The sequence below is a fragment of the Planomonospora sp. ID67723 genome, assembly GCF_015711605.1.
Classification (GTDB): domain Bacteria; phylum Actinomycetota; class Actinomycetes; order Streptosporangiales; family Streptosporangiaceae; genus Planomonospora_A.
On sequence record NZ_JABTEZ010000001.1, the window covers coordinates 1249300 to 1261417 of the forward strand.

General features: G+C 70.0%; 13 protein-coding genes. 5 read left to right on the forward strand and 8 right to left on the reverse strand.

The annotated features are described in order from the left end of the window. Positions 1–93 precede the first annotated feature (93 nt). Positions 94–462 carry a hypothetical protein gene (locus HS041_RS05925; RefSeq protein ID WP_196439474.1) on the reverse strand — a complete coding sequence of 123 codons (369 nt, stop codon included), beginning with the start codon at positions 460–462 and terminating at the stop codon, positions 94–96. Then, complete coding sequence (locus HS041_RS05930) at positions 449–676, reverse strand: hypothetical protein (protein WP_196439475.1); 228 nt, start codon at positions 674–676, stop codon at positions 449–451. Before HS041_RS05930 ends, HS041_RS05925 begins: the two co-directional genes overlap by 14 nt. A gap of 683 nt (positions 677–1359) precedes the next feature. Between HS041_RS05930 and HS041_RS39935 the strand changes: the two genes are divergently transcribed. From HS041_RS39935 to HS041_RS05950, 4 genes are all read left to right on the forward strand, one after another. Beyond that, the gene (locus HS041_RS39935; protein ID WP_196439476.1) at positions 1360–2220 is read left to right on the forward strand and encodes a helix-turn-helix domain-containing protein; all 861 of its coding nucleotides are present in this window, start codon (positions 1360–1362) and stop codon (positions 2218–2220) included. A gap of 71 nt (positions 2221–2291) precedes the next feature. Further along, positions 2292–2498 carry a DUF397 domain-containing protein gene (locus HS041_RS05940; protein WP_196439477.1) on the forward strand — a complete coding sequence of 69 codons (207 nt, stop codon included), beginning with the start codon at positions 2292–2294 and terminating at the stop codon, positions 2496–2498. Positions 2499–3254: 756 nt separating this feature from the next. Continuing rightward, on the forward strand, positions 3255–4361 hold the full coding sequence (locus tag HS041_RS05945; protein WP_196439478.1) for a CapA family protein: 1107 nt from the start codon (positions 3255–3257) through the stop codon (positions 4359–4361). A gap of 45 nt (positions 4362–4406) precedes the next feature. Then, on the forward strand, positions 4407–5054 hold the full coding sequence (locus HS041_RS05950) for a TetR/AcrR family transcriptional regulator (RefSeq protein ID WP_196439479.1): 648 nt from the start codon (positions 4407–4409) through the stop codon (positions 5052–5054). Between the two features lie 17 nt (positions 5055–5071). Here HS041_RS05950 and HS041_RS05955 read toward each other — a convergent pair whose 3' ends face one another. Then, complete coding sequence (locus tag HS041_RS05955) at positions 5072–5575, reverse strand: hypothetical protein (protein WP_196439480.1); 504 nt, start codon at positions 5573–5575, stop codon at positions 5072–5074. A 163-nt stretch (positions 5576–5738) separates the two neighbouring features. Here HS041_RS05955 and HS041_RS05960 point away from each other — a divergent pair, with 163 nt between their 5' ends. Beyond that, complete coding sequence (locus HS041_RS05960; RefSeq protein ID WP_196439481.1) at positions 5739–6278, forward strand: hypothetical protein; 540 nt, start codon at positions 5739–5741, stop codon at positions 6276–6278. Positions 6279–6321: 43 nt separating this feature from the next. On the opposite strand, the gene HS041_RS05965 is transcribed toward HS041_RS05960, so the two are convergent. The 5 genes from HS041_RS05965 to grpE form a co-directional block, all read right to left on the reverse strand. Further along, positions 6322–6972, reverse strand: a complete 651-nt coding sequence (locus HS041_RS05965; RefSeq protein WP_196439482.1) for a hypothetical protein — start codon at positions 6970–6972, stop codon at positions 6322–6324. A gap of 88 nt (positions 6973–7060) precedes the next feature. Beyond that, positions 7061–9643 (reverse strand): ATP-dependent chaperone ClpB, encoded by a 2583-nt coding sequence (gene clpB / locus HS041_RS05970; protein ID WP_196439483.1) that lies wholly within the window; start codon positions 9641–9643, stop codon positions 7061–7063. A gap of 273 nt (positions 9644–9916) precedes the next feature. Then, the gene (locus HS041_RS05975) at positions 9917–10264 is read right to left on the reverse strand and encodes a heat shock protein transcriptional repressor HspR (protein WP_196439484.1); all 348 of its coding nucleotides are present in this window, start codon (positions 10262–10264) and stop codon (positions 9917–9919) included. Between the two features lie 2 nt (positions 10265–10266). Further along, complete coding sequence (gene dnaJ, locus HS041_RS05980; protein ID WP_196439485.1) at positions 10267–11457, reverse strand: molecular chaperone DnaJ; 1191 nt, start codon at positions 11455–11457, stop codon at positions 10267–10269. 29 nt (positions 11458–11486) lie between these two features. Further along, entirely contained in the window at positions 11487–12107 is a 621-nt protein-coding gene (gene grpE / locus HS041_RS05985; RefSeq protein ID WP_196439486.1) for a nucleotide exchange factor GrpE, read from the reverse strand. Positions 12108–12118: the final 11 nt, after the last annotated feature.

Consider the following 12118-nt stretch of genomic DNA (forward strand, 5'->3'; position numbering starts at 1 on the left):
GACTCCTGGGTTCGACGAATGGACTCATCATTACCTGGGAGCCGAGAGGAAAGGAAGCCCCGGATCCCCCCTCCGGGGCTTCCGCGAAGGCGGTCAGGCGGGTCGCGGCAGGTGCGGGCCGTCCGGCGGGTCCTGTCCGGTCCGGGTGCGCGCGGGCGTCTCCGCGCGCACCCGGCGGATCCGGTGGCGGGAGGCCGGGAAGCCGAAGTGGGCGCGGGCCCGGCGGCGCCCCGAGCGGGTGGCGGCGGAGGCCGAGACGGTGCTCGTCAGCGCGAGGAACGGCCACCAGCCGCCCTCGCGCAGGGCGGCGGCGGCCACCAGGACCGTGACAGCGGTGACGACGGCCGTGAGGACGATCTCCGTCCGCCATCGCCAGAGCCGTACCAGAAGCGTCGGCCGCTGGAGCGATCCAGCGTCGCCCAGCGGCCGGTGGCGGTCGTCGCGATAATTATGCGAGGACATTCTCCACGTCCCCCGAGTAGATGCGTTCGGCCTTCTGCAGGTCGAACAGGGGATTGTGGTAGTAGCGGGCCCCGAAACCGGTTCTTTTCACGGTCCAGCCCAACCGGTAGGCCCATTCGTCCTGGTCGATGCAGAGTTCTCGGTCCGCCCGGTCGACCAGGCGGGCGATCCATGTTCTGACTCCGGAGATCCCATTGATACCGTGGACGTACATGGGAGGCTCCTTCCGTGGCGTCGATGCGGAGCTCTTGTGGCAGTCGGGCTGGTGGCCGCCGGCCCGGTGCATTTTTCGCCCGTTGAGGGCTCCTTGCGATGCGCGCGACCGTGAGCCGTCGCCTGCTTTTCTCTTCTCGTCTCCCTGAACGTCCGCCTCCCCGGAAGTCGCCGGCGGATCCGGGACGCCCCCGTGGTCACGGCGCGAGCGGACCCTCCCTGAGAGCCTTTTGCGGGACTCCGCCCTCCTGTCACGTGGCGGAACGGGCGCCGCAACAGGCTCTAAGCAGATGTTCCCCCCGGATGTCAAATGCTGCAATAGCTCCGCTGGAAATATCAGAAAAATTCGAGTGCAAGCCTTCGTGCAAGTTGCACGTACGGGAAGGCGGGTGCGTGACCGCAGGACCCCGGAGTGGCGGCGGGGAGAAGGGAGGGCTCCTGTGGCGAACGGGACGCCGGATTCGCGGAAAATCCTCACGGGAGACCGCCGTGAGCTGTGCGAGGGCTCTGCCGACAACCCTCTTCTCCCGAAAGCCTTGTGGCAAGTTCTAAAGAGCAATCCTTGAGAGAACGGGCGCAGCATTCCGTGCAACTTGCAGTGTACGATGAGCGCGAGAGTCTCCGATCGAGGGTCTTGAACAGCCCTGTGGCGATACACCTTCATATCCGTGAGGGGGTCGGACGGTGCCCGAAGGCGGGAGTCCAACCGTTCGCCGGCTCAGGCTTGGCCAGGAGTTGCGCCGGTGGCGCGAGCGTCGCGACCTGAGCGGTGAGGAGGTCGCGACGAAGTTGAAGTGGTCGGCGTCCAAGGTCAGTCGGATCGAGAACGCCAAGACCATGCCTCGGAGAAGCGACGTCGAGGCTCTCGCCAAGCTGTACGAGGTAGGCGAAGCCCGAGAGCAGGAGTTACTCGGCCTTCACCAGGATGCAGCACGAAAAGGATGGTGGGAGGACTATTCTGACACCCTGCCTCAGGAGTACACCACCCTTCTGGGGCTGGAGGTGGAGGCCACCTCGGCCCTGAACTGGGAACCCCAGATCGTGCCCGGCCTTCTCCAGACCGAGGACTACGCTCGAGAGGTCATCCGTGCCACGCAGGCGATCACGCGGATCCCGCCGGGAGAGTTCCGTAGCCGGGTCAAGGCGCGAATGGCTCGGCAGGAGCTCATCCACCGAAGCGTGGAGCCGCTGAGGCTCTGGGTGGTGCTGGACGAGTCGGTATTGCTGCGCCGCTTCGGCGGGGCGACGGTGATGCGTGACCAGCTCGAACGTCTGATCGAGTTGTCGAAGCTGCCGAATATCCGGGTGCAGGTTCTTTCTTTGAACAACGAGCATCCGGTCAACACGGGTTCTTTCTTCCATCTGAAGTTTCCGGATTTCCATGATGTCGTGTACGTGGAGATGCTCCATAGTGCGCGATTCGTGGACGAGGAGGAGAAGGCTTACGACTACGAGATCGCTTTCCAATACCTTCAGTCGGAGGCGTTCGGTGTCGACGCATCACGGGAAATAATCCAGAAAACTATCGAAGAACGTTGGAGATGACAGTCCTCTCGGTTTCGAGTGGCTGTCCCAACGGGAATCGAAGGAGCTTCCCGTTAAAGGAGACAATTAACATGCATGAAGCCGAGATCTCTGATGTCGTGTGGAAGAAGAGCACTCGCAGCGCCGCGAACGGGCAGTGCGTCGAGATCGCCCACCTTTCTGATGGAAAAGTCGGCGTCCGGGACAGCAAGAACCGCAAGGGCCCGGTCCTGATCTTCACCCCCGGCGAGTGGGACGCCTTCGTCGGAGGCGTCAAGGACGGCGAGTTCGACCTGTGACAAGGGCGGATCCTTCGGATCCGCCCTTTTGTGTGCCCTGATGTCGGCGCATTCCGCCTGGGCGGCCGCCGGCTGAGGAGCCGGCCGGCGGCCGCCCCGGCCATCGCGCCCGCAATCGCCGGCGGCACCCGCGCCGGATGCGGGCTTTTCCACCCGGGTGACCGTCGAGTCCTCTGGACGGCGCGGCCGGATGACGCGACCAGGAGGTAATCCTGGTAGGCGACCCGGTGAAAGGCCGCCTGCTTCTCGCCCGCCCCGCCTCGCGGCGCCGGCGCAGCCTCTCCCGGAATTCGCGGCCCGGCGCTGCCGCGGATATCTTCTCTCGGACGCATTCTCGGAGAACCGTATCGGGTGGATTCCCCGGCTCAATCTCCCGGTGTGGGAGTGTGAGATTGATGCAGATCTGGCGGCGGGCGCCACCGGCCGAGCGCTTTTCCAGCGCGAGGCCCCGGCGTTCCATCAAGGCGGGGTCGTTGAGAGACGTCTCCATCGGCTGGGCGTGATGTCCCCTCCTGGATTCGATTCGTGCGGCCCGGGTCTCGCGGACTCGGAGGAAAAGAGAGCGTCCCTGTCGGCGCGAAAGCCGAAAGCACCGCGGATGCCGCGCCGTACGTCTCTCCTATCCGGCTGAGTTCTTCCCGGTCCGCTCCGGGAGCGGAAACGGGGCACGGCCCGCACCTCACGGACAGGGCGCAGGTCGTGCCTCTGGGCGAGTCGTCCCACGCACCGCTCCCCAGATGGCATGCTCGGATAGCGATGAACACGTATACCCGCCGCCTCGGAGTGGCCTCCGCCGCAGCCGTCTCCGTCCTGCTCGCCGCGGCCTGTACGGCGGCCGAGTCCTCCGCCCCGGAGGCGGCGCCGGACGTCGCGGAGAAGCCGACCGCCTCGGCCGAGGCGACCCCCACTCCGGAACGCAGGCCGTACACCATCTCCTTCGGCGGCGACGTGCACTTCGAGGGGATCCTGCGGACCAGGCTCAACGCCGATCCGCGCACCGCCATGGGCCCGATCGCCAAGGTGCTGCGCAAGGCCGACCTCGCCATGGTGAACCTGGAGACCGCGATCACCACCGGTGGCACGCCCGCCCCCGGCAAGCAGTACACCTTCCGGGCCCCCGCCAGCGCGCTCACCGCGCTGAAGGCGGCCGGGGTGGACGTGGCGTCCATGGCCAACAACCACGGCATGGACTACATGGAGAGCGGGCTGGCCGACTCGCTGGCCGCGATCAAGCGCTCGAAGTTCCCGATCGTGGGCGTGGGCAAGAACGAGGCCGACGCGTACCGGCCGTGGCGGACGACCGTCAACGGCAACCGGGTGGCGATCATCGGCGCCACCCAGGTGCTCGACGCCGAGTTCATCTCCGCCTGGACCGCCTCCGGGAGCAAGGGCGGGCTGGCCTCGGCCAAGAACGAGGCGCGGCTCATCCAGGAGGTGCGCAGGGCGCGCAGGAACTCCGACACCGTCATCGTCCACCTGCACTGGGGCACCGAGCTGCAGAAGTGCCCGAACGAGGCGCAGCGCGGCCTGGCGCCCAAGCTGGTCGAGGCCGGGGCCGACGTGGTGGTGGGCGGGCACGCGCACATCCTGCTCGGCGGCGGTTACCTGAAGAAGGCCTACGTCAACTACGGCCTGGGCAACTTCGTCTTCTACAACTGGGGGCCGGACACCGGCAGGACCGGTGTGCTCACGCTGACGATCAACGGTCGCGACGTGCTCAAGGACCAGTGGACTCCGGCCGTCATCCAGGGCGGTGTGCCGGTGCCGCTCACCGGGGCCGACCGGCAGCAGGCCGTCACGGGCTGGAAGGCGCTGCGCGGGTGCACCGGACTGAGCGCGAAGCCGGGCAAATCCACTGATTGATCCGTAGGGCCTGACCTGGAAGGAATAGGCAGGCAAGATGGTGGGGTGTCCACCCTGCCTGTCGAGGAACCCGGTGAGGTTCCACTGCGGCGTCAGCCCACCCAGCGGCGGAGTGCGCGGCGCGTCGAGCGGATGCTCGACGCCTGCGCCGATCTGCTGGACGAGATCGGCTACGAGGCGCTGTCCACCACGCGGATCGCCGAGCGCGCCGGTGTCGCGATCGGTTCGGTCTACCAGTTCTTCCCGGACAAGCGGGCCATCACCCAGGCGGTGACCCGGCGTCACGTGGAGCGGTTCATGTCCCGGATCGGCGCACGCTTCCTGTCGGAGGACTACGGCGGCTGGTGGGACGCGGTCGACGCGATCATCGACGAGTACGTCGAGATGCACCGGACGGTGCCGGGCTTCCGGTCCATGCACTTCGGCGACGTGGTCGATCTCCACCTGCTCGACGGGGTGTCCGACAACAACACGGTGATCGCCGGACGGCTGCGCGGGCTGCTCCTGCAGGAGTACGGCCTGGCCGACAGCGAGGAGTTCGACCTGGCCATCATGGTCGCGGTCGAGGCCGGGGACGCCGTGCTGAAGCTGGCCTTCCGTCACGATCCGGACGGCGCCCCGCAGATCGTGGCGGAGGCCAAGCGGCTGATCCGCGGCTACCTGAACCGGCAGTTCGCCGGGGCCTCGGGCTGAAGGTCTCCGGACGGCCGTCAGCCCAGCGTGCCGCCGGAGCGGCGGAACTCTCCGGAGATCTCCGCCAGCGGCCTTCCCGGAGGCCTTCTGACGCGGTCCGCCCTGCCCTCGTGCTCCCCGGCGACGGTGCCCCGGATCTCGTGTTCCCTGACGACGGTGCCCCGGATGGGTTCCCGCACCGAGGCGACGAGCTCGTCACGGATCCTGCGCCTGCGCTCGCGGTCCGCCGCCCTGGTCTCGCGCTCGCGGGCGCCGGCCGCGGTGGAGACGAGCTCGGTGAGCGGCGGCGTCGGCCGGGGGCGGGGCGAGATCTCGCACGGCATCGGGACGGGTGTCACGGCCAGCTGGGCCCGGGTGGCGAGGTGCGTCTCGTGCAGCCGGTCCTCCAGCGCCGAGAGCCTGCGGTGGGCCTCATCGAGCGCGTCCATCCTCGCGGAGAGATACCCGGCGCAGCCGGGGACGATGCCCGACAGAAGGGTCACGCAGGCCAGGGTGAAGGTCGCCTGCCTGGACATGCCCATCGCAGCTCCTTCGCACGACACGCCTCCGCCGACGGGAGACGCCCCTCATATGCCCGCCTGCCGGAGGGGAGACGCACAGCACAGTCAATTGCGGACATGTGGTTGCTTAACCGATACCTGTTATTGGGCGGACGAGTAGAGCCTCGCTCGGTACGCTCACGCTGTGGCGTATGTGACACGTGAGCACCTTGATCGGCTGCTTGAGCGGGCACTGCTGGCCGACGACCACGAAAGCCTTGCCCGGCGGCTGGAAGCGCTGGTCGAGGCCTACGTGTCCGGTGACGTTCCGCGGGCGGCGATCCTCGTGCTGGCCGCGGAAGCATGGCGGCAGGCCGAGCAGCCGGCCCGCGCTCTCGACTGCTTCCAGCGGGCGGTGGACGACGGCGGGGAGACGGGCGTCGATCCGCGGGCGGGGATCGCCGACACCCTGTTCGAACTCGAACGGCCGGATGAGGCCCGTGAAATGATCAGTGAGCTCCGAGGCGACGGCGAGGTCTCCCCGGCCACCGCGCTCACCGTCGCCGAGACCCTCGCCGCCTACGGCGACCTGGGCGAGGCCCACGTCTGGGCCACGGACGGGGCCCGCGCGGCGGCGCAGGGCAGCGAGGAACGCGCCGCGCTGCTCCGCACCCGGTACCTGATCCGGGTGGATCTCGGGCTTCCGGAGGATGAGCTGGACGCGCTGCTCGACGTGTCACTCTGAGCCGCGAGGGCTGCTCTGCGCGGCCCTGACCGCCGCGCCGGGCTCAGCCGAGGGGCAGGTCGGGGAGCACCCGGCCCAGGACCGGCCGGGGAGGCTGCTCGGTCTCCTGCTTCGGCATGGCCGTGGAGGCGGGTGGCGCCGGCCGGACCTCGCCTTCCCGCACGACCGGGCGGGGGACCGGCCTGGCCGAAGGCCTGGGGGCCGATCGCGGCGCAGGCAGGGACAGGACCGTGCCGGTCGACATCACCCCGGCCGCGTCCCGCAGCGCCGGGACCGACGGAACCCCGGAGCGGAAGAGGGCGCGGGGCCCCGGCAGGCCGGGCAGGCCGGGCAGGTCGGGGATGGGCGAGAGGATCTCCACCCCGGTCAGGCCGGGGTAGCCGGGCAGTCCGAACGGCAGGGCGGGAAAGCCGATGCCCGCCGCGACCCCGCCCGCGTCGGCCATGCTGATGACGGCCGAAGCCCGGGAGAGACCGCGCAGGTCGGCGAGGTGTGCGAGCCGCTCCGCCACCGACGGCACGCCGTCACGGGAGAGCCCCGCACCGGCGGCGAGCGCCGCGGAAGCGGACACCGCCCGGCTCGCTCCGTCGGCGAGCGCGGCCGGGCCGGTCGCGGCCCAGCCGGCTCCGGCCGCGAGCGTCGTGAGCGTCACGGTCGCGAGGACTTCCCGGATGTTCTTCGATGCGTTCGACACGCGCACCCCCCTGTCGCCTTTGGCAGTCCGCCGACTGCCGAACGTAACATTCGGAGGCTTTCCCGGGGTGCTCTTGACTTTATGCTGGTCAATCCCTTGCTGGGCGAATGGAAAGCGAGTCCCTCGCGTCGTCCAGGTCCACCACGACCTCGTCGCCGTCCTGGATCTCACCGGAGAGCACCTTCCTGGCCAGCGGGTCGCCGATCGCCGACTGCACCAGCCGGCGCAGCGGCCGCGCGCCGTACAGGGCGTCGTAACCCGTCAGGGCCAGCCACTCGCGCGCCGCCGGGCACACGGTGAGGGTGAGCCGCCGGTCGGCCAGGCGCTTCGCCAGATGCGCCACCTGGAGATCCACGATCCTGGACAGCTCCTCGGTGCCGAGCGCCTCGAACAGGATCACGTCGTCGAGCCGGTTCAGGAACTCCGGCTTGAACCGCCCCCGCACCGCGTCCATCACGGAGTCGCGCTGGGTCTCCTTGCTCAGCTTCGGGTCCACCAGGAACTGCGAGCCGAGGTTGGAGGTGAGGATCAGGATGGTGTTGCGGAAGTCGACCGTACGGCCCTGCCCGTCGGTGAGCCGCCCGTCGTCCAGGACCTGGAGCAGGATGTCGAAGACCTCCGGGTGGGCCTTCTCGACCTCGTCCAGCAGCACCACGGTGTACGGCCTGCGCCGCACGGCCTCGGTGAGCTGGCCGCCCTCCTCGTACCCGATGTAACCGGGCGGGGCGCCGACCAGCCGGGCCACGCTGTGCTTCTCGGAGTACTCGCTCATGTCGATGCGGGCCATCGCCCGCTCGTCGTCGAACAGGAAGTCCGCCAGCGCCTTGGCCAGCTCGGTCTTGCCGACGCCGGTGGGACCGAGGAACAGGAAGCTTCCGGTCGGCCGGTCGGGATCGGCGATGCCCGCGCGGGCCCGCCGCACCGCGTCGGAGACGGCCTGGACGGCCTCGTGCTGGCCGATCAGCCGCCGGCCGAGCTCCTCCTCCATGCGCAGCAGCTTCGCGGTCTCACCCTCCAGCAGGCGGCCCGCGGGGATGCCGGTCCAGGCGGAGATCACCTGGGCGATGTCGTCGGAGCCGACCTCCTCCTTGACCATGGCCTCCTCGGGCTGGGCCGCGGCACTGGCCGCGGCCAGCTCGGCCTCCAGCTTGGGCACCTCGCCGTACATCAGCCGGGAGGCGGCCTCGAAGTCGCCGTCGCGCTGGGCGCGCTCGGCGGCGATCCGCGCCTCGTCGAGCTGCTTCTTCAGGTCGCCGAGCCGGTTGAGGCCGGCCTTCTCGCGTTCCCAGCGGCCCACCAGGCCGTTGAGCTCCTCCTGCCGGTCCGCGAGCTCCTGGCGGAGCCGCTCCAGCCGCTGGATGCTGCTCTCGTCGGTCTCCTTGGCGAGCGCGAGCTCCTCCATCTTCATCCGGTCGACGTTCCGCTGGAGCTGGTCGATCTCCACGGGCCGGGAGTCGATCTCCATGCGGAGCCGGGAGGCGGCCTCGTCGACGAGGTCGATCGCCTTGTCCGGGAGGAAGCGGGAGGTGATGTAGCGGTCGGAGAGCGCGGCGGCGGCGACCAGCGCGCCGTCGGAGATCTGCACCTGGTGGTGCGCCTCGTAGCGGCCCTTGAGGCCGCGCAGGATCGCGATGGTGTCCTCGACGCTCGGCTCGCCCACGTAGACCTGCTGGAAACGGCGCTCCAGCGCGGGGTCCTTCTCGATGCGCTCGCGGTACTCGTCGAGGGTGGTGGCGCCGATCATCCGCAGCTCGCCCCGGGCCAGCATGGGCTTGAGCATGTTGCCCGCGTCCATCGCGCCCTCGCCCGCGCCCGCGCCGACCATGGTGTGCAGCTCGTCGATGAAGGTGACGACCTGGCCCTCGCTCTCCTTGATCTCGGTGAGCACGGCCTTGAGCCGCTCCTCGAACTCGCCGCGGAACTTCGCACCCGCGACCATCGCGCTCAGGTCGAGGGCGACCAGGCGCTTGTCCCGGAGGCTGGAGGGCACGTCGCCCGCGACGATCCGCTGGGCCAGGCCCTCCACGACGGCGGTCTTGCCCACGCCGGGCTCGCCGATGAGCACCGGGTTGTTCTTGGTCCGGCGGCTGAGCACCTGGATGACCCGCCGGATCTCCGAGTCACGGCCGATCACCGGGTCGAGCTTGCCCGCGCGGGCCCGATCGGTCAGGTCGACGCCGTACTTCTCCAGCGCCTTGTAGGTGTCCTCCGGGGTCGCACTGGTCACCCGGGCGTGCCCGCGGACCTTCTCGAACGCCTCCAGCAGCGCCTCCGGGGTGGCCCCGCGCGACTTCAGAAGCTGCGCCACCGGGCCGCCGTCGGCGGCGAGGCCGACCAGCAGATGCTCGGTCGAGACGTACTCGTCCTGGAGCTGCCGGGCCCGCTGGGCCGCGGTGTTCAGCGAGGTGAGGAGCTGACGGGAGCTCGACGGGGCGCCGACCGTGGCGCCCTGCGCCTTCGGCAGGGCGGCGAGCTGCTGCTCGGCCTCGGTGCGCAGCTGCTTCCAGTCGGCGCCGACGGCCTCCAGCAGGGGTACGGCGGTGCCGCTGGGCTGGGCGAGCAGCGAGGTGAACAGGTGAACAGGTGCGACTTCGGGGTTGCCCTCGGCGGCGGCACGACGGATGGCGGAGGAGACCGCCTCCTGGCTCTTCTGCGTGAGCTTGTAGTCCATGTCTCTATGCCTCACTTCGTTCGGCGGCTCGAGGGCTGTGGTGACGGGCCGTGCTGCGCACGGCCGGCTCGCTCGTCACGTCCTCGCTGTGTCCACTGCGACGCTGCGCGTCGCGGCTCGGGGGCTGGTGACCGGCTCCCGCCCTCGTCACGTCCTCGCTTCGCTTGCGGGCGTTCCTCGGTTGGTTCACCGGCGCCCCCTCGCGGGCTGCGGGCGTTCCTCCGTCGGTTCACCGCCGTCCCCTCGCGGGCCGTCCCCGGGCGGCTGCGGTTGTCAGGCGGGTGGGAGCTGGTAGCGGAGCAGGGCGCGGATCGTGGCCATCTCGGCGCGCAGCCGGTGGTTCTCCTCGCGCAGGCGCAGGGCCTCGGTCTCCAGGGAGAGGATCCGTTTGATGCCCGCGAGGTTGATGCCCTCCTCCTGGGAGAGCCGCTGGACCTCGCGGAGCATCACGATGTCCCGGGTGGAGTAGAGCCGTCCCCGCCCCGCCGTACGGCCCGGGCTGACCAGGCCGAGACGGTCGTACTGCCGCAGGGTCTGCGGGTGCAGCCCGGAGAGCTGGGCGGCGACGGAGATCACGTAGACCGGGGTGTCGTCCGACAGTTCGAAGTAGTTGGCGTCCATGGCTACTCGCTTCTGGCCTGTTGGATCAGCTCGGCCCGCGGGTCACCACCCGCGGTGGCCTCACGGAAGTCCTCCAGGGCGCCGCGGGCCTTGTCGTCGAGCCGCTGCGGCACCAGCACCTCGACCGTGGCCAGCAGGTCGCCCTTGGTGCCGTCCTTGCGGGGCACGCCGCGGCCCCGTACCCGGAAGGTACGGCCGTTCGGGGTGCCTTCCGGAATGCGCAGCGTCACCGGCATGCCCTTGAGGATCGGCACCTTGATCTCGGCGCCGAGCGCGGCCTCGGTGAAGGTGACCGGGACCGTGATCGTGAGATTCTCGCCCGAGCGGCCGAACACCGCGTGCGGCTTGACGTGGATCTGCACGTACAGGTCGCCCGCGGGGCCACCGTTCTCGCCCGGTGCGCCCTTCGCCTTGAGCTTGATGCGCTGGCCGTCGCCGACCCCGGCCGGGATGCGTGCCTGGATGGTGCGGGTGCTCTTGCCGCGGCCGCTCCCCTCGCACACCGGGCAGGGGTCGTCCACCAGCAGGCCGCGGCCCTTGCAGTCGCGGCACGGCTCGGAGAAGGCGAAGTTGCCCAGGTTCCGGCTGGCCGCGCCGGTGCCCTCGCAGGTCGGGCAGACCCGCGGGGTGGTCCCGGCCTTGGCGCCGGTTCCGGAGCACACCGTGCAGGCCGAGGAACTGGTCAGCCGGAGCGAGACGGTGGCGCCCTCCACCGCCTCGGTGAAGGAGAGCGTGACCTCGGACTCGATGTCCTGGCCGCGCCGCGCCCGGGTGGTGGTCCCGCCGGCACGGCCCCCGCCTCGGTTGAACAGGCCGCCGAAGATGTCGCCGATGCGATCCCCGGCGCCCGGCTGCTGGCCCGTGCCGCCGAACAGGTCCCCCAGGTCGAAGGGGAACCCGCCCGCGCGGGGAGCCCCCCCGGCTCCCGCGTAACCGCCGAGTCCCGAACCGAACAGAGCCCGCGCCTCGTCGTACTCCTTGCGGCGCTTGGCGTCGGACAGGACGTCGTAGGCCTCGGAGACCTCCTTGAACTTCGCCGTGCTCTCGGAGTTGCCCGAGTCCCCGGGGTTGGCGTCCGGGTGGTACTGCCTGGCCAGCTTCCGGTACGCCTTCTTGATCTCTTCGGCGGTGGCGGACTTGGGCACACCAAGGACGGCGTAGTAGTCCTTCTCCAGGTAGTCCTTGGTGCTCATCTATCTTCCTTCTCCAGGGGTGGGACGGATCAGTTGTCGGCCGGGGCGGGATCTTCGGGTTCGGCGACCGCGACCCGCGCGGGGCGGAGCACGCGCTCGCCGATCCGGTAGCCGGGCTGCAGGATCTCCACGCAGGTCGGCTCCGCGACGTCGGGCGAGTAGCTGTGCATCAGCGCCTCGTGAACCGTCGGGTCGAAGGGCTCGCCCTTGGTGCCGAACGGGCTCAGCCCCAGCTTGCCGGTGGCCGCCTCCAGCGACTCGCCGACCTTGGCGAAGCCGCCGGTGAGCTCCCCGTGGTCACGTGCCCGGCCGATGTCGTCGAGGACCGGCAGCAGCTCGGCCAGCACGCCGGCCACCGCCTGCTCCTTGACCGCGACCCGGTCCCGCTCGACCCGCTTGCGGTAGTTGGAGTACTCGGCCTGGAGGCGCTGCAGGTCCGCCGTGCGCTCGGCGAGCTGGGCGGCCAGCTCGACCGAGGCGAGGTCGGAACCTGCGGCGGCGGAGGCGGCGGCCGGGGCGGAGCCGGCCGCCTCGGCGGCCTGCTCCTGCTGCCCCTTGTCCGTCTCGCGAGCCTCTCCGGTCTCCGGATCGATCTTGCGGTTGTCGCGGATCACCGGCTCCTCCCCGGAGCCGTTCTCACGCGTGTTCACGCTCGTGCTCC